This is a genomic window from Pseudolabrys sp. (assembly GCF_035943735.1).
GTDB lineage: Bacteria > Pseudomonadota > Alphaproteobacteria > Rhizobiales > Xanthobacteraceae > Pseudolabrys.
This window is the reverse complement of the sequence record NZ_DASZBV010000016.1, coordinates 422,996-443,637: the sequence shown is the minus strand read 5'-3', so window position 1 is coordinate 443,637 and position 20,642 is coordinate 422,996. Positions and strand designations below refer to the sequence as shown.

Sequence of the window (20,642 nt, the reverse complement as noted above, 5' to 3'; positions counted from 1 at the left end):
GAACGAACCCTGAATGCGCGGGCGGCGCCCTGTTTTCTCGCGATTCCGGGGCAAAAAGGCCTCGGGGGGAACCGGCGGCCGTCACCGAAAGGCATGCGCATGTGCGGGGTCGCGGTCGCCATCAACTGGCCCGAAGCAGAGCTTGTTGTTCAGCGGCTGATCGGCCGGATATTGCACCGCGGTGATGTCAGCGATCCCGTTGTGTCGCCGCGGCCGGACACGGCCATGGCCACCCGCCGGCTGCGCATCGTCGATGCCGAGCACGCCATCCAGCCGCAATTCTCTTTCGACGGGCAACTGGCTGTCTCGTTCAACGGCGAGATCTACAACCACGAGGAACTGCGCGTCGAATTGACCGCGCTCGGCGTGCCGTTCCGCACCGAATCCGACACCGAGGTGCTGGCGAACGCGCTGCAGGTCTGGGGCTTCGGCGCCCTCGAACGCCTTAACGGCATGTACGCCTTCGTTGCGGTCGACGTTGGCACCGGCGAATTCCTCGCGGCGCGCGACCCGTTCGGCGTCAAGCCGCTTTATGTCGTGCAGGCGGGGCAGGGCTTCGTGTTCTGCTCGGAGATGCGGCCCCTGCTCGACACCATCGAGCGGCATCAGGTCATGCTGCTGCCGCCGGGCTACGCGCTGTCGCGCAAGTCCTGCGCGCGCTTCAAGTCGCCGGTTTTCCCACGCTCCGCTGTGCCGACCGACGCCAGCCCGGAAGCGCTCGACTACATCCTGTCCGAGGCCGTGCGCCTGCGCCTGCCGCCCGATCTGCCGGTGGCGATCTCGTTTTCCGGCGGCATCGACAGCACGCTCATCGCCCACTACACGCGGCAATACCGGCCGGAGGCGCCGGGCTATTTCGTCGGCAGCGTGAACGCGCCGGATTTCCGCTATGCCGCCGATTACGCGGCGCAGACCGGCTTCGACCTGCGCATCGTGCCGTTCGATCCCGAGAGCGACGCCGTATTCGGCCGCATCGACGAGGTCGTCGCCGCCACCGAATCCTTCGAGCCGAACCTGGTGCGCGGCGCCGTCTGCTCACTGATGGCGGCGGAGCGCATGCACGACGATGGCTTCCGAGTTGCCTTGTGCGGGGAGGGGGCGGACGAACTCTTTTGCGGTTATGCGCCGCTCGAAATCGCCTTCGCCGAGAACGACGAGAATGCGCGCGCAATCCGCGAGGACTGCCTGGGGCTCATGCACCGCATCAGCCTGCAGCGCGTCGACCGTTGCGCCATGCGCCATCAGGTCGAGATGCGCGAGCCCTATCTCGATCCGGAGGTCGTGAATTATGCGCTCGGCCTCGAAGCCGGGGCGCTGGTGCGCGACTTGAACGGGCTGCCGAGCGGCAAGATGCCGCTGCGCGGCGTCTACAATCTCTATGCCGACCAACTGCCCGCCAGCATCCGCGACCGCACCAAAGTGCCGTTCGGGGAGGGCGCCGGGCTCGACGTCTCGCCGCAGGATTCCGGCTGGAAGCGCCGCTTCGACGCGGCGATCAGCGACGCCGACTTGAGCGACGGCCAGAAGGAATTCGCCGCCTTCAGCGTGCAGACGAAGGAAGAGCTCTATTATCTGCGCAAGCTCGCGCAGACCGTCGACGTCAATCGCGTGCCGCATCTGACCGACCGCGCCTGGATCTCCTTCCCGGTGGCGCGGCATCGCGAGAAGCTGAAAGCTTACGCGCACTCCAGTCTCTGATCCGAGGGACGATTCATGCCTGAGAAGATCAACCTCGTTGTCGGCACGCCTTGCTTCGGCGGACAGATTTCGACCATCTATTTCGCCTCGATGTTCAAGCTGCAGAAGGCCGTGCGCGACGTTGCCGACGTCGAGCTGAAGGTGCAACTGCGCGACGGCGATGCCCTGATCAACCGCGCGCGGGCGAACATTGTCGCGAATTTTCTCGACGATCCGACCGCGACGCATCTTCTTTTCATCGATGCCGATATCGGCTTCGAGCCGGCGGAGGTCTTCCGCCTGCTGGCGAGCGGCCACGACATGGTCGCTGGCGCCTATCCGATAAAGCGCATCGACTGGGCGAAGGTGCGCAAGGCGATCGCGGCGAACAAGGACAATATTGGCTCCGCCGCGCTCAATTACGTGCTGGAAGTCGACGACCCGGACAATATCGTGGTGCGCGAGGGCTTCACCCGCATCCGTTACGCCGGCACCGGCTTCCTGATGATCCGCCGGCACGTGCTCGAGCAGATGTGCCGGCACCATCCCGAATTGCAGTTCAACTTCGAGCACTCGGTGTCGGGGCTTGCTAACGCCAGCCGCAACCGCTTCGCGCTCTTCGAGTGCATGATCGAGCCGGTCACCCGGCTCTATCTCAGCGAGGACTTCAGCTTCTGCAAGCGCTGGACCGACATGGGCGGCGAGATCTGGGGTGACCTCCAGAGCCGCCTCAACCACGTCGGGCCGACCACCTATTACGGAGACCTGTCGACGCAGTTCTCGCCGGCCGTGCCGGCGCCGGCCGCGGAGCTGTCGAGCGTCGCCTGAGGCGGCGCGCCGGTCCTCACCTCTCGATCAATTGCAATTTCAAGCCCTGCGCCGCGCCGGCGCGGGCATTTTCGTGCGCGCCTAGGACTTGCCGGTGGCGCACCGGCAAAAACTGCCGGGCGGCGGCAAATCATCCCCACAGGCCGGCCAGCACCGCTCGCACAAGGATTTGATTTATCTGGGCTTTTCCTTGGCACGCGGATTGCGACAGCCATTGCGATCGTCCGTGCGCCCGCTCATCGGGCGTGAGCGTCGCGTGACAGTGGAGAGACAATATGGGTCTGTTTGGCGCGCTGAATACCGCAGTGAACGGTTTGCAAAGCCAGTCCTACGCCTTGCAAAACATCTCCGGCAACATCGCGAACTCGCAAACCATCGCCTACAAGGCGATCGGCACGAATTTTTCGGATCTGCTGCCGGACGCGCCGGCCAACGAGCAGATCGCCGGCGGCGTGATCGCCAGCTCGATGGCGACCAACAACGTGCAGGGCGCGATCACCAACGCCTCCGTTTCGACCTATATGGCCATCAACGGCGACGGTTATTTCGCCGTGCAGCAGCCGACCGGTTCGAACAGCAGCGGGCCGATCTACAACAGCAATCCGATGTACACGCGCCGCGGCGACTTCCAGATGGACCAGTTCGGCTACCTGGTGAACGGCGCCGGCTTTACGCTCGAAGGCATCCCGATCGATCCGAAGACCAATGCGCCGATCGGCAACGCCGTCGCGCCCCTGCAGTTCAGCAACGCCTTCCTGCCGGCGACGGCGACCACGACGATCAGTTATGGCGCCAACCTGCCGAGCCTGCCGCACACCGGCACCTACAATGCGGCGTTCCCGGGATCCGAGCTCCTCAATGTGACCGGCTTCCACAACGACCCGACCGTTGCCGGCACTGGGGTGGTCCAGGGCCAGGATGTCACCACGTTCCTGAGCGAGTCGCTCGATGGCGGCTCGGTGACCGCCTACGATTCGTCCGGTCAGCCCGTGAACACGCAGCTGCGCTGGGCCAAGACCAACAGCACCGGCCTGCCGGCGCAGAACGCCGCGCTCACCGGCACGACCGCGCTCGGCACGGTCGACGCCAGCGGCGGCAACATCACGTTCGACATCAACGGCACGACGGTTACGCTGCAGTCGACGTTCGCCGGCTCCGGCGGCGCGGGCAAGTACAGCCCCAGCGAACTGGCAGCTGCAATCAACGGCACCGCCGGCATCACCGTCAACGCCTCGACCGACACCGCGGGTCATCTGATCCTCACCAGCACCGGCACCGCCGGCGCGGCCGACACGGTGACCCTCAACAACTTCACGGGCTCGGGCAGCCCGAATGCCAGCCTGCTCGGCTATGCATCTGCGGCCTCGGTGACGGCGAACGGCACGAACGCCGACACCGGCACCGACACCTGGAACCTGTTCTACCAGACCAACTCGACCGCAAGCGGCACGACGACCGCCTGGCAGAACGTCGGCACCAACTTCACGTTCGACGCCACCGGCAATCTCAATCCGAGCGTCAGCTCGGTGCCGCTGACCGGCGTCACCATCGACGGCACCCCGCTCGGCAACATCGCCATCAAGATCAACGGGCTGACGCAGTTCTCGTCGACCAACGGGTCGGTGACCGTCACCTCCCTCAACCAGGATGGCTATCCGCCGGGCCAGTTGCAGTCGATCTCGATCAGCGACAACGGCCGCATCACCGGCAGCTTCACCAACGGCAAGAACGTCGACCTCGCAGAGGTACCGCTCTATTCGTTCGCCAGCCCGAACAACCTGAAGGCGCTCAGCGGCGGCGCGTTCGCCGTCACCGGCGATTCCGGACCGGCGCTGGTGGGCGCGAGCGGCAAGCTGGTCGGCGGCTCGCTGGAGGGATCGAATGCGGACATCGCCGACCAGTTCACCAAGCTGATCGTGACGCAGCAGGCCTATTCGGCCAACACGCGCGTGATCACCACGGCGAACCAGATGTCGCAGGACCTGCTCAGCATGATCCGGTAAGCGGCACGCGCCGCCTTGAGGTGAATTTCAGGCAATGAGTCTTACGCAGGCACTTTCGACGGCACTGAGCGGGCTGACCGTGACCCAGACCAGCATGTCGCTGGTCGCGGGCAACGTCGCCAATGCGCAGACGCCGGGCTATGTGCGCAAGACTCCGTCCATCACCGAGAACGCCTCGGGGACGATCGGCAGCGCCGTCCAGATCGATGCGATCAACCGGGTCCTCGATCAGTTCGTGCAGGCGCAGATGCGGACCGAGTCGGCGGGCGCTGGCTACGCCGACGCGGTCAGCAACATGTACAAGCAGCTGCAGGGCATCTACGGCACGCCCGGCTCAAGCGGGACGCTGGAATCGACCTTCAACAACTTCACTTCGGCGCTGCAGGCACTCGGCACGACGCCGAACGACGGGCCGACGCAGCTGACCGTGCTCAGCGCCGGGCAGGCGCTGACGCAGCAGCTCAACAGCATGTCGAGCAGCATCCAGTCGCTGCGCGGCGAGGCCGAACTCGGCATCTCACAGGACGTCGACACGGCCAATAACGATCTGCAGCAGATCGCGCAGATCAACAGGCAGCTCGCCTCCTATTCGAAGCAGGATTCGGCTTATTCTGCGCTCCAGGACCAGCGCGACGTCTATATCGACCAGATCTCCAAGCTGATGGACGTCCGCGTTATCAACAGCGACAACAACCAGGTGTCGCTGCTGACAAGCTCGGGTGTCCAGCTCGTTAGCGGCAGTCAGGCCTCGACCCTGAGCTTTAATGCTCAGGGCGCGATGTCGGCGCAGTCGCAATGGAGTGCGGACCCGAGCAAGTCCACGGTCGGAACAATTACGCTCACCTCGCCGAACGGAGCGAAGACAGATTTGATCGCCAACGGTGCGATCCGCTCCGGCGAGATCTCCGCCTATCTGCAGATGCGCGACACCACGCTGGTGCAGGCGCAGGCCCAGCTCGACCAATTCGCCGGCGCCATGGCGAGCGGCCTCTCCGATACGACGACGCCGGGCACGGCCGCCACATCGGGCGCGCAGAGCGGCTTCGACGTCGATGTCGGCTCGCTCTCGGCCGGCAATACGGTGTCGATCACTTACACCGACACGGCGACCAACACGCAGCATCAACTGACGTTGATGCGCGTCGACGACCCGTCCGCGTTGCCGCTGAAGAATTCCGCCACCTCCAATCCCAACGACAAGGTGGTGGGCATCGATTTCTCCGGCGGCATGGCCTCGGTCGTGTCGCAGATCAACGCGGCTCTCTCCTCGACCGGCATGACGGCGTCGAACCCGTCCGGCACGACGCTGCGGATCCTCGACGACGGCGCGGCGAATACCGTCGACGTGAACGCCATGTCGACGACGGCAACGGCGACGTCGCTGACCGGGTCGGTGCAACTGCCGATGTTCACCGACGGCGGCCAGCCCTATACCGGCGCGATCACGTCGGTCGGTTCGCAGAGCGTCGGTCTCGCCGGGCGCATCACCGTGAACGGCAGCTTGCTGGCCAACCCGTCCGCGCTCGTCGCCTACCAGGCGAGCACGACGTCCGCCGATGCGACGCGGCCCAACTTCATCTACGGCCAGATGGCCAGCGCCTCGCTGGGCTTTTCACCCTCGGCGGGGATCGGCTCGGCGGCTTCGCCTTACAGCGGCACCCTCAGTTCCTACCTCAGCCAGATCACCAGCGTGCAGAGCACGGCGGCCAACAACGCCACCAACCTTCAGCAGGGCCAGGACGTCGTGCTCAGCGCGCTGCAGCAGCGTTTCACCAGCACGTCGGGCGTGAATATCGACCAGGAGATGTCGAATCTGCTCACCCTGCAGAACGCTTACGCGGCGAACGCACGCGTGATGACCACCGTCAACACCATGCTCAACGCGCTGATGCAACTGGGCCTGTAATATGTCGATCAACTCCGTCAACAACGCGATGATCCAGTCGTTGGTCAACATGCGCTCGCAGTTCACGGATTTGCAGCAGCAGCTCAGCAGCGGGCAGAAGTCCCAGACCTACGCGGGTCTCGGGGTCGGCAGCGGCCTGACGGTCAGCCTCAACGCCCAGCTTTCCGCAATCAGCGGCTTCGACAACGGCATCGACATGGCGATGACGCGCGTCGGCCTGGCGCAGACCGCGCTCAACAGCATGGGTACTATCGGCGATACGGTGAAATCGCTGGTGCTGGAAGGCAACACCACCGGCGGCAACGCCAATACGGCGCAACTGACCGCGCAATCCTCGTTGCAGCAGATTCTGGGCCTGCTCAACACGCAATCGGGCAACGGCTACCTCTTCTCCGGCAGTTCGCCGGATCAGCCTTCGGTCGCCACCTACGACGACATCATGAACGGCAGCGGTACGCGCGCCGGCCTCACGCAGATCATCAGCGAGCGCAACCAGGCCGACCTCGGCGCGAGCGGGCTTGGCCGCCTGACCCTCAGCACGGCGGGCAGTACGGCTTCGGTCGCCGAGGACGCGGTGTCGCCCTTCGGCTTCAAACTGGCGGGTGTGACCTCGAGCCTGACCAATGCCACGGTCAGCGGGCCGTCCGGCTCGCCGGCGGCGGTCTCGGTCAACTTCACCGGCGCGCCGAACGACGGCGATGCGATCACGCTCAATTTCAACCTGCCGGACGGCACCACTCAGAACCTGACGCTGACGGCGACGTCACAATCGCCGCCGGGCGCCAACCAGTTCACCATCGGCGCCACGCCGGCGGCGACTGCGGCCAATTTCCAATCGGCGCTGACGACGGCGGTGGGCGGCCTCGCGGCCACGTCGCTGAAGGCTGCGTCGACCGTGACGGCCTCGAACGACTTCTTCAACGCGGACACCAGCAGTCCGCCGCAACGCGTGGCCGGTCCGCCCTACGACACCGCGACCAGCCTGACTGCCGGCACCGCGGCGAACACCGTCATCTGGTACACCGGAGAGGACGGCGCCGGCTCGGCCCGCTCGAGCGCGTCGACGCGCATCGATCCCAGCCTTGTCGTATCGTACGGCACGCGCGCGAATGAGAGCGCGCTGCGCAATCTCGTGCAGAACGTTGCGACGCTCGCGGCGGTGACGATCTCGCCGAGCGATCCGAACGGAGCGGCTCTGAGCACGGCGCTCGGCCAGCGGCTGAGCACGGCGATGTCGGGCGGGCCCGGCGTGCAGACGATCAGCGACATCGAAACCGAGCTTGCCGGTGCCCAGGCCTCGATGAACTCGTCGAAGAGCACGCACCAGCAAACGAGCGCGACTCTCACCAACATGCTGCAGGGCATCACCGGGATCAGCAACGAGCAGGTCGGCGCCGAATTGCTGTCGCTGCAGAACCAGATGGCCGCGACGATGCAGACGACGGCGATGCTCTACCAGACGAGCCTGGTCAACTATCTGAAATAATGAACCCGATTATGCGAATATGATCGCGGCAGCGGCGCGGTGATCAGCCGCGCCCGAGCAATCCGGCGGCGATCTCGCGATTGATGCGGATCAGCGGCGCCAGCGCGTCCGGCCGCGGATTGCACTGAATCGACAGCGTCTCGTTGAAGATGTAGATGCCGAGATTGGCGATGTTCTGCCGCAGGTTGGGCGGCAGCGGGTTCTCGGAATTCGTCGCGGACGAGAGGAAGATCGACCAGAGCTTGCGGTTGTTGGTCAGCGCGGCCTCGAGCTCGGCGCTGCGGTTCTCCCAGCCGTCGCGAACCGCCTGCAGGCGCGCCGCCGCATCGAGCAGAAGATCGGCCTCGAGCTCACGCGGGTTTGCGGTCTGCTTCGCGACCGCGCCGTAGGTCCGTGCTGCGTGATGCATGGTCGAGCAGTTCCTTCTCGTAGGCGATAAGTGCCTTGGCCGACTTCAAGGCCTTATACATCGCGCCGGTTATGATGTGATTACCGATCTCCTCGATGAACGGCCATGCGCTCGGCACGGCCTCCGCGAGTTCGCGCGTGAGCGTGAAATAGGTCTCGTGATGCGGGCGAGGATCGCGTGAGGTGTAGATGATCTGTACCGCCAGATAGATGCGCTTGGCCGGCGTGTCGGCCAGATCCGGCGTCATGATCTCCTTTTCGCGCAGGATCGGTGCCTGCCCTTCGATCAGCAGGCGCGTACGCTGGTCGCCATTGGTAACCAGGCACTCACCGAGGATCAGCCGCTCGCCAGGCTTGAGTTCAACCTTGAGGCCCATTTCGATCCGCTTTCTGCGTGTTCGAAGGCGCTGGCGAGCGCCGGGATTACTGGAAGAGTCTGAGGACGTTCTGGTCCGCCTGCGCGGCGAGCGACAGCGCCGTGGTCGAGAGCTGCTGGCGCGTCTGCAAGGCGAGCAGGTTGGCGCCCTCTTCGTTCGAATCGGCGAGCGTCAGGTTGTCGGCGCCGGTCTGCAGCGTGCTGATCATCGACTTGGTGAAATCCTGGCGGACCTGCACGGTCTGCAGGTTGGCGCTCAGCCCCTGCGACTGCGACCGCAACGTCGTCAATGCCGCGGTGAGCTGGGTCGAAGCGGCGCTGATGTCGGTGGCGCCTGACCAGTTGTTGGCGGAGGCGTTGATCGCCACGGCGCCGCTGGTCAGATCGGTGACGCCGACCACGGATACTTTCGAGGTCCCGGTCTCGTTCATCGTGACCGTGAGCGTGTCGCCGTTCAGCAGGTTGATGCCATTGATGCCGGAGTCCTGCGCGAGCTGGTCGATCTGACTCCGGATCTGGTCATACTGCGTGGCGAGGTTCGCGCGGATGGTGGTGTCGGTGGTTTGCTGCGCCTGGTTGACGATCGATTGCGCCGACTGCACCAGCTTGGTGATCGACGTGATGCCGTTATTGGCGGCCTGGATGGTGTTGATCGCCGTCGACATCGAGTCGAGCAGGGCGTTGAGGTCGTTGGCGCGCCCGGTGAGATTTTGCGCGGTGAAGTAGTTGATCGGATTGTCGAGCGCAGAGTTGACGCGCTTGCCCGTGGCCAATCGATCCTGGGTCTGCGTGATCAGGTCCGAGGTCTGCTGCAGCTGCAGCAGGTTCGACCTTACGCCGGCTGAGAGAACGATATTGCTCATGGCAGTCCCTTGTCTGGCGGAAAACCGACCGAGGTATCCGCCAACAATGAATTGTTAAGGTTAATGGGGCCTTAAAGCCGGGGACTGCGGTAAAGCCTCTTTCGGTAGCCGAGGGCAAAAAAAACGGCGGCCCGAAGGCCGCCGTTTCCATCGGATTTGACGCTCTGCCGATTACTGGAAGAGGCGGAGGACGTTCTGGTCGGCCTGCGAGGCGAGCGACAGAGCCGTCGTGGACAGCTGCTGGCGGGTCTGCAGGGCGAGCAGGTTGGCGCCTTCCTGGTTCGAGTCGGCCAGGGTCAGGTCGTTCGCGCCGGTCTGCAGCGTGTTGATCGTGGCCTTGGTGAAGTCCTGGCGGATCTGCACGGTCGACAGGCTCGAGCCGAGGCTCTGGGCCTGCGAACGCAGGGTCGTCAGGGCCGAGGTCAGCGCGGTCGAGGCGGCGGTGATGTCGGTGGCGCCGGCCCAGTTGTTGCTCGAGGCGTTGATCGCCAGCTTGCTGGCGGTCGTGTCGGTGACGCCGCTGATCGTGACCGAGGACTTGCCGGTCTCGTTCAGGGTGACCGTCAGGTTGTCGCCGTTCAGCAGGTTGATGCCGTTGAAGCCGGAGTCCTGCGCGAGCTGGTCGATCTGGCTGCGGATCTGGTCGAACTGGGTGGCCAGGCTGGCGCGGGTCGTGGTGTCGGAGGTCTGCTGAGCCTGGCTGACCAGCGACTGGGCCGACTGCACGAGCTTGGTGATCGCCGAGATACCGTTGTTGGCGGCCTGGATCGTGTTGATGCCGGTCGCCATCGAGTCGAGGAGGTTACCCAGGTCGCTGGCGCGGTTGTTGAGGCCCTGAGCGGTGAAGTAGTTGTTCGGGTTGTCGAGGGCGGAGTTGACGCGCAGGCCGGTGGCCAGCCGAGTCTGGGTCTGGGTGATCGCATCCGACGTCTGCTGGAGCTGCAGCAGGTTCGAACGGACGCCCGCCGAGAGAACGATAGAGGACATAGTCGGTACCTTTCTGGTCTATATGCCGTACTGGCGCTTGAATTCGATCCAGTGGATCGGTGCCTGTGATCTCACATACGTCCAAACGGGCGCTTAAAGGTTGTGGTTAATGTTTCGTTATTTTTATTGTCCGCGCCTGCTTTTGAATCAAATTCAAATTTGCGGGCGATTGAATTTGCAATCTTAATCCGCGTGGCAAGCGGGCTATGGGTTCTGCCGGGCACAGTGTCGCCACGATTTGTTAAGGACAAAGGCGGTAGTGGTAGCGCTTCCCGCGGGCGTTCCCATGAGTATTCAGAGCAGCGGTTCGTGGATTGCCGGTGCAATGGCGGCCAGCCAGAGCTCGCTCGGCGGCATCTTCGACGCATTGACGAGCGGCAATGACGGCTCGGTGAGTTCATTCTTGGGCCAGGCATCCGGCTACGCCAACACCTTCGCCTCGATCACGCAGAATACCGTGACCAGCGCGACGAATTTCTACGCGCAGATCGCGGCGAACAACCAGCAGACGCAGCAGCAGCAACAGCTCATGGATGCTCTTGCCCAGTTGCAGGCCCAGCAGTCGATGGTTCAGCCGCAGAACACGCTCGATCCGTATATCTATTTCTCGAACGGCTCGTCGCTCGATACGACCAACAATATCCTGACGATGCCGGATGGCAGCCAGATCGACACGACGACCGGGCTCCCTTATGTGGATCCCGCCGATCTGGTCGATCTCGGCGGCGGCTCCTATCTCAACAGCAAGACCAATATCATCACGCTTTCCAACGGCACGCAGATCGACGCCGTGACCGGTCTTAAGGAGAGCCAGGTCACGAGCACGAGCAGTAGCGGCAGTTGACGGGCCTAAAGGCTGCGGCTGACGGCCAGCGGCTGGCTGTTGCGCGGGGCCGGCGCGTTGGTGCGGCCGCTCGCACCGTAGGTCGAGGGCGCCTGACGCCGGTTCATCTCGCCGGAGACGCCGCGGATGATGCCTTCCGACACGGCGTGCGCGGTGGCGATCACCGTCAGGTTCGTTTGCAGCAGGCTCTGGAAGGCGGCGTGCCGCTCGCGCAAGGCGGCGAGGGCCTGCGGCAGCGCCTTGGCGATCGCCGGCTTGGCGGTGTTGACGCGCGCGCTCTCCGCGACGTAACGCTGCGCGAGCTCGGTCTTGCGCGGCTCGAGCGCGACCGCCTCGCGCAGGCGTCCCTTGCGCATGTGCGCGGTCTCTTCCTCGACCGTCTCGATCAGGCTGTCCATGATCGTGTTGAGGTTGGCGATCGCCCGCTCGGCTTCGGCCGCGGTCGAGATCGCCATATCGGTTTCGCTCGCGCTCACTGACGATGCTCCTGATGGGCGAGCAGGCTCTGATAGACTTGGCTGGCAATGCCGATGCCGCCGGCCTTGGAGAAGCTGCGCGCATACTGATCGGTCAGCATCGAGCGCCAGACGCCGGTGGCGCCGCTGCCGCCGAACGGGCCGTCGCCGCCGATGTCGGTGTACATCTGCTGGAACATGGAATTGAGGAAGACGGCCTCGAAATCGCGGGCGGCGGTTTTCGCTTTGGCCTGCGTCGAGGTATCGACCTTGCCCTGAAGCTGCGCGTTGTTGATGAGGTCGAGCGGCGTCAGGCCGGGCGGGGGGAGGGCGACGGTGGCCGACATCACATCACCTCGATATCGGCCTGGATGGCGCCGGAGGCCTTGATCGCCTGCAGGATGGCGATCATGTCGCGCGGACCGATGCCCAGCGAGTTGAGCCCGTCGACGAGTTGCTGCAGCGAGATGCCGTTCTTGACCACGGCGAGCTTCTTGCTGTCCTCCTGCACGCCGATGCGCGTGCGCGGCACGGTGACGGTCCGACCGTTGCGCGAGAATGGCCCGGGCTGGCTGACCTGCGGCGTCTCGGAGATCGTGACGGTGAGGTTGCCCTGCGCGACCGCAACGGTCGACACGCGCACGTCGCGGCCCATGACGATGATGCCGGAGCGTTCGTCGATGACGATCTTGGCGGCCTCGTCCGGCTCGACCTGCAACTGCTCGATGTCGGTGAGCAGCTTGACGACGTTGCCGCGGTACTGCTGCGGCACGGTGAGGCCGACGGTCGCCGGATCGAGCGGCTCCGCCGTCGGCACGCCGATATAGTCGTTGATCGCGGCGGCGACACGCTTGGCGGTGGTGAGGTCTGGATTGCGCAAGGCGATGCGCAGTTGGTTCTCGCGATTGAGATTGAAGTCGATCTCGCGCTCGATGATGGCGCCGTTGGCGATGCGGCCGACGGTCGGCACGCCGCGGACGATCTTGGCGGCCTCGCCCTCGGCCGCGAAGCCGCCGATCGCAACCGAGCCCTGGCCGACGGCATAGACGTTGCCGTCGGCGCCGAGCAGCGGCGTGACCAGCAGCACGCCGCCCTGCAGGCTCTTGGCGTCGCCGAGCGATGACACCGTAATGTCCATGCGCGTGCCCTGCGTGCCGAATGCCGGCAGGTTAGCGGTCACCATCACGGCGGCGACGTTGCCGGTACGCAGCGTCTGGCCGCGGATGTTGACGCCGAGGCGCTCGAGCATCGCTTGCAGCGACTGCTTGGTGAAAGGAATGTTGTTGAGGGTGTCGCCGGTGCCGTTGAGACCGACCACCAGGCCATAACCGATGAGCTGGTTCTGACGAATACCCTCGATATTCGCCAGATCCTTGATGCGCGAGGTCGCCCCGGCGCTGACCGGGATAGATAAAGCCATCAGTGCCGCAACGAGTGCGGTACGCAATGTCCTCGTCATCACTGCTCCCCAATGTGACGTATGACTGCACATCCTTATGCGATCCGCGTGCCACGTCGGCGCGGCCCCGCAAGGTCTTGAGTCAATGTGATTTTCCTGATTCGCCGGCGCAGTAGCCGCAGGGTCCGTGTCGGCAGAAAGCGGCTCAGGCGGCAAGTTTTGCCGGGCCCTTTACCCGCGGTTAACCATACGCGGGCAGGCTGTCACGCACGGGGGCACAGGCACTCGGCCGCTGTGGGGGATTCGATGCGCATCTATGGAGCGGGCGGCACCGCGCTCGCCGCCAAGCCGGGCGCCGCGCGACGCACCGCCTCCGGCGGCTTCAGCGTCGACGAGCAGGAATCCGCGCATGGCACGGCGCAGACCGGCGGTCTGCGTTCGATCTCCACCGTCGACGCGCTGCTCGCGCTGCAAGGCATCGAGGACACAACACAAAAGAAGAAGCGGGCGGTCGCCAAGGGCCGCCATGCGCTCGACGTGCTCGATCGCCTCAAGGCCGCGCTGCTGGACGGCACGCTGGATCAGTCGGCCGTGGCGCGCCTGAAGGTCGCTGCCGAAGGACTGACCGAGGAAAGCGGCGACCCCGGCCTCGACACCGTCCTATCGGCGATCAATCTCCGGGTTGCGGTGGAACTCGCCAAGGCCGGCGTCCAGTAGCCGGCTCCGGTATCCGCAAAGGGTCGGCGGAACTGCCTTCGGCGCAGGCAGGCGGCTGCCTATCCCTTGGCAAGTCACTGAATTGTCATAGAAATCTGGCTATGAACATGCCGCGCGGAAGGTGTTGTCCGCCTGCGGACGCGCGTATATAAGCCTGCCGCAAGTAGAGGGGTAGCACTCTACTCAACGACACAAGAAGACCGAAGAAGACAGGGGAGTCAGTGGGATGTTGGCCAAGACGGCGAACTATCGGCCCTCGGACAAGGAGCCGTTCATGAACGAGCGCCAGCGGGAGTACTTCCGCACGAAGCTCCTGGCATGGCGCGAGGACATCCTGAAGGAAGCCAAGGAGACCCTGCAGCATCTGCAGGAGGAGAACCAGAATCATCCGGATCTCGCCGACCGCGCTTCCTCGGAAACCGATCGGGCCATCGAGCTGCGCGCGCGCGACCGGCAGCGCAAGCTGATCGCCAAGATCGACGAGGCTTTGACGCGCATCGACGACGGAACCTACGGCTACTGCGAGGAGACCGGCGAGCCGATCTCGCTGCGCCGCCTCGAGGCGCGCCCGATCGCGACCTTGTCGGTCGAAGCGCAGGAGCGGCACGAGCGCCGCGAGCGGGTCTATCGCGACGACTGAACGGCCGCGCACGATCCATCCGCATTCATGAAGCCCGGCGCGCGCGCCGGGCTTTGTCGTTTCGTCTATCCTTGCGGTCGTGATTCTCCTCTGACTTAACGACTCGCTGCCGCAATGGCGCTTGCCCAGACCGCAATTCAAGGCGCGGACCTCGCGCCGCTCTTCGAGAAGGCGCAGGCCGCGCATCGCGACGGCGCGCTGGCGCAGGCCGAGAAGCGTTACAAGGCTGTGCTCGCGCGCGATCCGGCTCACGTCGGCGCGCTGCATCTGCTCGGCTATCTCAACTATCAGGCCGGCCGTCCGGCGCAGGCGATGCATTATCTCACCCAGGCGCTGAAGCAGAACGGCAACTCGTCCGAGTTGCTCTCCACATACGGCCTGGTGCTGCATACGCTCGGCCGCCTCGACGAGGCGCTGACGCACTACGACGCAGCGCTGGCGCTCGCGCCGGGCGATGCCGATCTCATCAACCGCCGCGGCACGGCGTGGCTGCGTCTCGGCCGCGCGGAAGAGGCGCTTGCAGCCTTCGACCGCGTGCTCGCGTGCGACCCGCAGCATGTCGACGCGCTGGGCAATCGCGGCAACGCGCTGGTCGCGCTCAACCGTCCGGAGGAGGCGATCGCGAGCTACGACGCCGCGATGCATGCCGGCGGCGAGAGCGCGCAACTGCTGACCAATCGCGCGCACGCCTTGCGGCGGCTGGACCGGCTCGACGATGCCGTCGCCGATCTCACGCGCGCATTGGCGCGCGATGCGAACTTCGCCGAAGCGACGTTCGAACTCGCGCTGGCGCAGCTTGCGCGTGGGGACACCGCCGAGGGCTGGTCGAATTACGAGCGCCGCTGGCAGACCGGCGCCTTCGCCGGGCACCGGCGGGATTTCAAGTCGCCGCTGTGGACGGGCGCGCAGAGCCTCAAGGGCCGCACCATCCTGCTGCACGCGGAGCAGGGCTTCGGCGATGCCATCCAGTTCGTCCGCTATGCGCCGCTGGTGGCCGAACGCGGCGCCAGCGTCGTGCTCGAAGTGCAGCCCGAGCTCGCACGGCTGATGGAGAGTGTCGCCGGCGTCGCGCGTGTCGTGGCGCGCGGCGATAAACTCGTGCCATTCGATTTGCACTGTCCGCTGATGAGCCTGCCGCGCGCGTTCGGGACCAGCGTCGCCACGGTGCCGGCTGCGATTCCTTATCTCCGCGTCGGCGCGGCGGAGGTCACAGCCTGGGCGGCGCGGCTGCCGCAGGGCAGGCCGCGCATCGGGATCTGCTGGGCCGGCCGCAGTTCGCACAGCAACGACAGCAACCGCTCGCTGCCGCTCGCCCGCTTCGCCGACGTGTGGGCCGGCATCGACGCGGATGTCGTCAGCCTGCAGTACCCGCCGAGCGACGAGGAGCGCGCGCTGTTGCAACGCCGCGGTGTCGTCGATGTGTCGGCACACCTGCATGACTTCACCGACACCGCCGCCCTGATCGAAAACCTCGATCTTGTCGTGTCGGTCGATACGGCGATCGTGCACCTTGCCGGCGCGCTCGCTGTACCGACATTGCTCATGCTACCCTTCGCCGCCGACTTCCGTTGGCTGCGCGAACGCACCGACAGTCCGTGGTATCCAAACGCCGAACTATTCCGGCAGCCGCGCTTCGCGGACTGGCAGCCGGTGATCGAGGAGGTGCGGGGACATCTCGCGCTTGTGCTGGCGACGCGGCGGCCCTCGCTCTCGCATCCGGCGCCAAAACGAGCACGGCCTCCGGCAGGGGAGCTACCGGAGGCCGCACCTTAGACGCCGATTCCGCTCGCGAGACGAAAACGGCGCGGGAGCTGAGAACTAGAACGGCAGGATCACGTCCATGACCTGCTGGCCGTAGCGCGGCTGTTGCACGTCGGTGATCTGGCCGCGGCCGCCATAGGCGATGCGCGCCTGCGCGATCTTCGAGGAGTCGATCGTGTTGTCGCTCTGGATGTCCTCCGGCCGCACGATGCCGGCGACCACCAGTTCGCGCACTTCGAAATTGACCCGGATCTCCTGCTTGCCTTCGACTACGAGGTTGCCGTTCGGCAGCACCTGCGTGACCACGGCGGCGACGTTGGTCTGCAACGCTTCCGAGCGGTTGACCGAGCCCTTGCCGTCGCTCGATGCCGTCGAGTCCGCAGTGAGGATGCGGCCGGGCAGGATCGCCTTCGCCGGATTGGGAATGGTCTTGCTGCCGAGGAAGTCGGTGATGCCGGAATCCTCGGTGTTGGTGCGGCTGCGCTGCGTCTCGTTGGCGATGATCGCCTTGTCGGTGATGTTCACCTGCACGGTGAGGATGTCGCCGACCTGGTGTGCGCGCTGATCCTTGAAGAAGGCGCGCGCGCCGCTGCGCCACAGCGAGTTGGGATTGTAGGAGGCGGGCGCCGCCGCCGGCATCGGCATCTGCACCGGCTTGTAGCCAGGCGCCGCCGTCGGATTGTCAATGGCGCTGAGCTTGGGCTGCTCACCGATATTCTTCAGCCGGTCGATGGCCGCGCAACTGCTCAGGGCGGAGCTGGTGAGCAGCGCCAGGCCGATCGCACGCAAGACTTTGTAAGGTTTCATCGGTGTCGCTTTCGGGAAGGGCGCGGCTGCGCCGGACGAATTCGAACTCTCAAGGACTAGCGGCCGGAGCCGCCGATCTGCGGAAGGTTGGCGGCAAGACGGGCGGTGCCGGTGATCACGGCCACGCGGCCGGGCCCGATGACGACGCCTTGCAGCATGCGCTTGGACTGTTCGTTGAGCACCGTGATGGTGTCGCCCTGGGCGCCGCCTTCGGTGGCTTTGCCGCGCACCGTGAGCGAGAGGCCGGGCATGTCGTAGGTGAGGGTGACGATGTCGTTGCGCTGCACGAGCTCGGGACGCGTCAGGTCGCTCGGGCGCAGCGGCCGGCCGCTCGGCAGGCTGTCGCGCGCGGCGAGGCCTACGACCTGGTCGCGGTCGGTGATTGCGTCGCGACTGACTTCGGCGCGCGGCTTGCGCTCGACGCCGATGTCGGAGTCCTTGAGCAGTGCGCCGCGCTCGACGCTATGCGCCATCACCAGCACCTGGATGGTGGGAATGGCCTGGCCGCCCAAGCGGAGCGTACCGCGGCTGTCGGCGCCGGTCGGCAGGTCGATGTCGGCGTCGAAGCGGTTGCTGCGGTTGTCGTAGCTGATGCGGGTGACGCGCGGCTCGCCCAGTGCCGACGGCGAGACATACATCGCCCGCAGCGTGCGGTCGAAGGTGACCATGAGGTCCTTGGCCGCTCCGAGCTGATATTGGTCCGACAGCGCGCGCGCGACCTCGTCCTCGACAGCCTTGGCCGGGATCATCCGCGCTGCGCGAGTGACGGTCACTTCGCTGATGCCATTGGTGTCCAGCCCGATGAGCTTGTACTGCCCCACGGCCTCGGCCACCGCTTCCGCCGGCACCGTGCCGGTCATGCCGAGGTCGGGGGCGCGGAAGATCGGCACTTTGGCGATGATGCCCGCGTTGTCGACGACGTCGCCGATGCGGACGAGATCGCCGTTGACGACGACATTGGCCTTGAGCACCGGGTGCGGCGTCGCGTCCTGCGCGACGGCTGCGCTGGTGAACGCTGCGAGAAGTCCGAGAGAGAGCATGAACCGCTTCATGACCGTGCCTCAGCGCATCAGGTTGGAGACCGACTGCATCATCTGGTCGGCGGCGGAGATCACCTTCGAATTCATCTCGTAGGCGCGTTGAGCGGTGATCAGGTTGGTGATCTCGGAGACGGAATCGACGTTGGACTGCTCGAGCATGCCCTGCTGCAGGTCGCCGGCGCCGTCCGTGCCTGGCAGGCCGTCGATCGGCGTGCCGGAGGCGGGCGTCTCCTGGTAGAGGTTGTCGCCCATCGGCAGGAGGCCCGCCGGGTTGATGAAGCGGGTCATCTGCAACTGGCCGAGAATTTGCGGCGTGGTCGAGCCCTGCGGGATGACCGAGACCTGGCCCTGCGCGTTGATGGTGAGGCCAGTCGAGTTCGGCGGAATGGTGATCGCGGGCTGAAGCACGTTGCCTTGCGGCGTGACGATGCGGCCCTGAGAGTCCATGTTGAAGGAGCCGTCGCGCGTATAGGCGAAGGTGCCGTCGGGCAACTGCACCTTGAAGAAGCCATCGCCGCGGATAGCGACGTCGAGCTGGTTGCCGGTCTGCGTCAGGTTGCCCTGCGTCATCAGGCGCACGGTGCCGACCGTCTTGACGCCGGAGCCGAGGTCGATGCCGACCGGCAGCATGTTGCCCTGCGCCGAGGTCTGTGTGCCGACGCGGCTGACGTGGTCGTAGAGCAGATCCTGGAATTCGGCGCGCTGGCGCTTGTATCCGGTGGTGGTCATGTTGGCGAGATTGTTGGAGATGACCTGGACATTGAGCTCCATGGCCATCATGCCGGTCGCTGCGGTGCTCAGAGCGCGCATGACTTAAAACTCCTTCATCAATTCGGTACGGCGGCCAGCTTGTCGATCGACTGCTGGCTGACGTCGCTCTGTTGCTGCAGCATCGAGGCGATCTGCATGTAGCTGCGCGTGATCTCGATCATGCGCGACATCTCGACGACGCCGCGCACGTTGGACTTCTCCAGTTCGCCCTGCACGATCTTGGCGCCCGCGGCGGCCTGCGGCGTCACGCCGGCCGGCGGTTTGAAGGTGCTGCCGCCGTCCTTCTGCAACTGCTGCGGATTGGCGAAATTGACGACGGTCAGCGTGCCGCGCACGCTGTCGGCGGTGGAATTACCCTGGCGCGCGCTGATGGTGCCGTCGGGACTGATCGAGATCTGCCGGTCGTTGGGCTGGAACGTGATCGGGCCGCCGCTGCCGAGGACGGGATCGCCTTCCGAGGTCACCAACTGGCCGGCGGGGTTGATCTTGAACGAGCCGTTGCGCGTGTAGCGCTGACCGCGCGATGTTTGCACCGTGAAGAAACCGTCGCCGTCGATGGCGACGTCGAGCGGATTGCCGGTGCGCTGCATCCCGCCGGCGTTCATGTCGTGCCAGACGCCGCGGTCGCGCACATAGCTGACGCGCGCACCCGCGTCGGTGCGGGCGGACGAGGACAGATATTCCTCGAACAGCGAACCGTCGGCCTTGTAGCCGGTGGTGTCGACGTTGGCGATGTTGTTGGCGACGACGTCCATTTCGCGGCTAAGCGCGACCTGGCGCGACAGTCCGATCAGAAACGTATTCTGCATCGGCAACTCCCCTGATCAGCGCGGCTGAGACGAACCCTCCCGAGGCGCGTCCCGACCGTTTCATCGGTACCGCCCTGGTTCTCCCAAACCCGGGCGGCTGCCGATCCTGTTGCAGCGGTCGTGCCAACTTTGATTTGCCAATGAAATCAGATCGATGATGAAAATTACCGGTCCCGGCGGCAGGGCAAAAAGCGCAATCGACCCGGCAAAAAATTCCCGGCGCCGGGGTCGTGGAAAGCATCTGTTAACCATGCCGACCTAGCTTGCCAGTGGGGGCGCCGTTCCGCGACGCGGCATGATTTTGCCGACGTCGTCCGCCGCTCCCGGGGTGGCAATCGGGGCTGTTCATGGCAGGCAAGACCAAGAAGAAGGCTGAGGCGGCTGACGCCGAGGCGGACACCGAAGAAGCCCCGAAGGCGAAGCCGAAATTTTCCCGCAAGATGATCATCATCGCGGCCGCCGCGGTGCTGGTGCTCGGTGGCGGCGCCGGCGGCTATCTCTTCCTTGGCCACGGCAGCAAGGTCGAGAAGCCAAAGGAGGAGGCGAAGGCGAAGCCCGCCACCTTCGTCGATCTGCCGGACGTGCTCGTGAACCTCGCGAACTCCGGCAGCGAGCGTACGCAATATCTCAAGGTCAAGGTCGTGCTCGAACTGCCCGACGCGGGGCTGGTCGAGCGGATCAAGCCGCTGATGCCGCGCGTCATGGACGCGTTCCAGACCTACCTGCGGGAACTGCGGCCGACCGATTTGGACGGCTCCGCCGGGCTCTACCGGCTGAAGGAAGAGTTGACGCGTCGGGTCAACGCCGTGCTGGCGCCGAACCACATCGACGCGGTGCTGTTCAAAGAAATCGTCGTCCAGTGAGC

The 20,642-nt window shown here is 65.2% G+C and carries 21 protein-coding genes; 10 read left to right on the top strand and 11 right to left on the bottom strand.

Going from position 1 to position 20,642, the window contains the following annotated elements:
• The first annotated feature begins 225 nt into the window (after nt 1–225).
• The 5 genes from VGV41_RS10525 to VGV41_RS10505 all read left to right on the top strand — a co-directional run bounded on the left by VGV41_RS10525 (nt 226) and on the right by VGV41_RS10505 (nt 7,900).
• A complete protein-coding gene (locus VGV41_RS10525; RefSeq protein ID WP_326863769.1) occupies nt 226–1,698 on the top strand; it encodes an asparagine synthetase B family protein in 1,473 nt (490 codons plus the stop codon).
• Nucleotides 1,699–1,713: 15 nt separating this feature from the next.
• Nucleotides 1,714–2,505, top strand: coding sequence for a hypothetical protein (locus VGV41_RS10520; protein ID WP_326863768.1), 792 nt, complete (start codon nt 1,714–1,716; stop codon nt 2,503–2,505).
• A 275-nt stretch (nt 2,506–2,780) separates the two neighbouring features.
• Nucleotides 2,781–4,508 (top strand): flagellar hook-basal body complex protein, encoded by a 1,728-nt coding sequence (locus VGV41_RS10515; protein ID WP_326863767.1) that lies wholly within the window; start codon nt 2,781–2,783, stop codon nt 4,506–4,508.
• Nucleotides 4,509–4,542: 34 nt separating this feature from the next.
• Nucleotides 4,543–6,414: a flagellar hook-associated protein FlgK gene (flgK, locus tag VGV41_RS10510; RefSeq protein ID WP_326863766.1), complete on the top strand. Its 1,872-nt coding sequence runs from the start codon at nt 4,543–4,545 to the stop codon at nt 6,412–6,414.
• Between the two features lies 1 nt (nt 6,415).
• Nucleotides 6,416–7,900, top strand: coding sequence for a flagellar biosynthesis protein FlgL (locus VGV41_RS10505; RefSeq protein ID WP_326863765.1), 1,485 nt, complete (start codon nt 6,416–6,418; stop codon nt 7,898–7,900).
• A 43-nt stretch (nt 7,901–7,943) separates the two neighbouring features.
• On the opposite strand, the gene flaF is transcribed toward VGV41_RS10505, so the two are convergent.
• The 4 genes from flaF to VGV41_RS10485 all read right to left on the bottom strand — a co-directional run bounded on the left by flaF (nt 7,944) and on the right by VGV41_RS10485 (nt 10,534).
• Complete coding sequence (gene flaF, locus VGV41_RS10500) at nt 7,944–8,309, bottom strand: flagellar biosynthesis regulator FlaF (RefSeq protein ID WP_326863764.1); 366 nt, start codon at nt 8,307–8,309, stop codon at nt 7,944–7,946.
• On the bottom strand, nt 8,251–8,685 hold the full coding sequence (gene flbT, locus VGV41_RS10495) for a flagellar biosynthesis repressor FlbT (RefSeq protein WP_326863763.1): 435 nt from the start codon (nt 8,683–8,685) through the stop codon (nt 8,251–8,253). The genes flaF and flbT overlap by 59 nt, the downstream gene beginning before the upstream one ends.
• Nucleotides 8,686–8,731: 46 nt before the next feature.
• The gene (locus tag VGV41_RS10490; RefSeq protein WP_326863762.1) at nt 8,732–9,547 is read right to left on the bottom strand and encodes a hypothetical protein; all 816 of its coding nucleotides are present in this window, start codon (nt 9,545–9,547) and stop codon (nt 8,732–8,734) included.
• 171 nt (nt 9,548–9,718) lie between these two features.
• Nucleotides 9,719–10,534, bottom strand: coding sequence for a flagellin (locus tag VGV41_RS10485; RefSeq protein ID WP_326863761.1), 816 nt, complete (start codon nt 10,532–10,534; stop codon nt 9,719–9,721).
• A gap of 286 nt (nt 10,535–10,820) precedes the next feature.
• Between VGV41_RS10485 and VGV41_RS10480 the strand changes: the two genes are divergently transcribed.
• Nucleotides 10,821–11,378 (top strand): hypothetical protein, encoded by a 558-nt coding sequence (locus tag VGV41_RS10480; RefSeq protein ID WP_326863760.1) that lies wholly within the window; start codon nt 10,821–10,823, stop codon nt 11,376–11,378.
• A gap of 5 nt (nt 11,379–11,383) precedes the next feature.
• On the opposite strand, the gene VGV41_RS10475 is transcribed toward VGV41_RS10480, so the two are convergent.
• The 3 genes from VGV41_RS10475 to VGV41_RS10465 are packed head-to-tail and all read right to left on the bottom strand — an operon-like array spanning nt 11,384 to nt 13,292.
• The gene (locus tag VGV41_RS10475; RefSeq protein WP_326863759.1) at nt 11,384–11,854 is read right to left on the bottom strand and encodes a hypothetical protein; all 471 of its coding nucleotides are present in this window, start codon (nt 11,852–11,854) and stop codon (nt 11,384–11,386) included.
• On the bottom strand, nt 11,851–12,180 hold the full coding sequence (gene flgJ, locus VGV41_RS10470; RefSeq protein WP_326863758.1) for a flagellar assembly peptidoglycan hydrolase FlgJ: 330 nt from the start codon (nt 12,178–12,180) through the stop codon (nt 11,851–11,853). Before flgJ ends, VGV41_RS10475 begins: the two co-directional genes overlap by 4 nt.
• Nucleotides 12,180–13,292, bottom strand: coding sequence for a flagellar basal body P-ring protein FlgI (locus tag VGV41_RS10465; RefSeq protein ID WP_326863757.1), 1,113 nt, complete (start codon nt 13,290–13,292; stop codon nt 12,180–12,182). Before VGV41_RS10465 ends, flgJ begins: the two co-directional genes overlap by 1 nt.
• A gap of 246 nt (nt 13,293–13,538) precedes the next feature.
• Here VGV41_RS10465 and VGV41_RS10460 point away from each other — a divergent pair, with 246 nt between their 5' ends.
• From VGV41_RS10460 to VGV41_RS10450, 3 genes are all read left to right on the top strand, one after another.
• The gene (locus VGV41_RS10460; RefSeq protein WP_326863756.1) at nt 13,539–13,949 is read left to right on the top strand and encodes a flagellar assembly protein FliX; all 411 of its coding nucleotides are present in this window, start codon (nt 13,539–13,541) and stop codon (nt 13,947–13,949) included.
• 226 nt (nt 13,950–14,175) lie between these two features.
• A complete protein-coding gene (dksA, locus tag VGV41_RS10455) occupies nt 14,176–14,589 on the top strand; it encodes an RNA polymerase-binding protein DksA (protein ID WP_326863755.1) in 414 nt (137 codons plus the stop codon).
• A 114-nt stretch (nt 14,590–14,703) separates the two neighbouring features.
• Nucleotides 14,704–16,362: a tetratricopeptide repeat protein gene (locus VGV41_RS10450; RefSeq protein WP_326863754.1), complete on the top strand. Its 1,659-nt coding sequence runs from the start codon at nt 14,704–14,706 to the stop codon at nt 16,360–16,362.
• Between the two features lie 45 nt (nt 16,363–16,407).
• Here VGV41_RS10450 and flgH read toward each other — a convergent pair whose 3' ends face one another.
• The 4 genes from flgH to flgF are packed head-to-tail and all read right to left on the bottom strand — an operon-like array spanning nt 16,408 to nt 19,777.
• Nucleotides 16,408–17,157, bottom strand: a complete 750-nt coding sequence (gene flgH / locus VGV41_RS10445; protein ID WP_326863753.1) for a flagellar basal body L-ring protein FlgH — start codon at nt 17,155–17,157, stop codon at nt 16,408–16,410.
• Between the two features lie 56 nt (nt 17,158–17,213).
• A complete protein-coding gene (flgA, locus tag VGV41_RS10440) occupies nt 17,214–18,209 on the bottom strand; it encodes a flagellar basal body P-ring formation chaperone FlgA (RefSeq protein WP_326863752.1) in 996 nt (331 codons plus the stop codon).
• 9 nt (nt 18,210–18,218) lie between these two features.
• Nucleotides 18,219–19,007, bottom strand: a complete 789-nt coding sequence (gene flgG / locus VGV41_RS10435) for a flagellar basal-body rod protein FlgG (protein ID WP_326863751.1) — start codon at nt 19,005–19,007, stop codon at nt 18,219–18,221.
• Nucleotides 19,008–19,024: 17 nt separating this feature from the next.
• Nucleotides 19,025–19,777 (bottom strand): flagellar basal-body rod protein FlgF, encoded by a 753-nt coding sequence (flgF, locus tag VGV41_RS10430; protein WP_326863750.1) that lies wholly within the window; start codon nt 19,775–19,777, stop codon nt 19,025–19,027.
• Nucleotides 19,778–20,124: 347 nt separating this feature from the next.
• Between flgF and fliL the strand changes: the two genes are divergently transcribed.
• Nucleotides 20,125–20,640 carry a flagellar basal body-associated protein FliL gene (fliL, locus tag VGV41_RS10425; protein WP_326863749.1) on the top strand — a complete coding sequence of 172 codons (516 nt, stop codon included), beginning with the start codon at nt 20,125–20,127 and terminating at the stop codon, nt 20,638–20,640.
• The last annotated feature ends 2 nt before the right edge of the window (nt 20,641–20,642 follow it).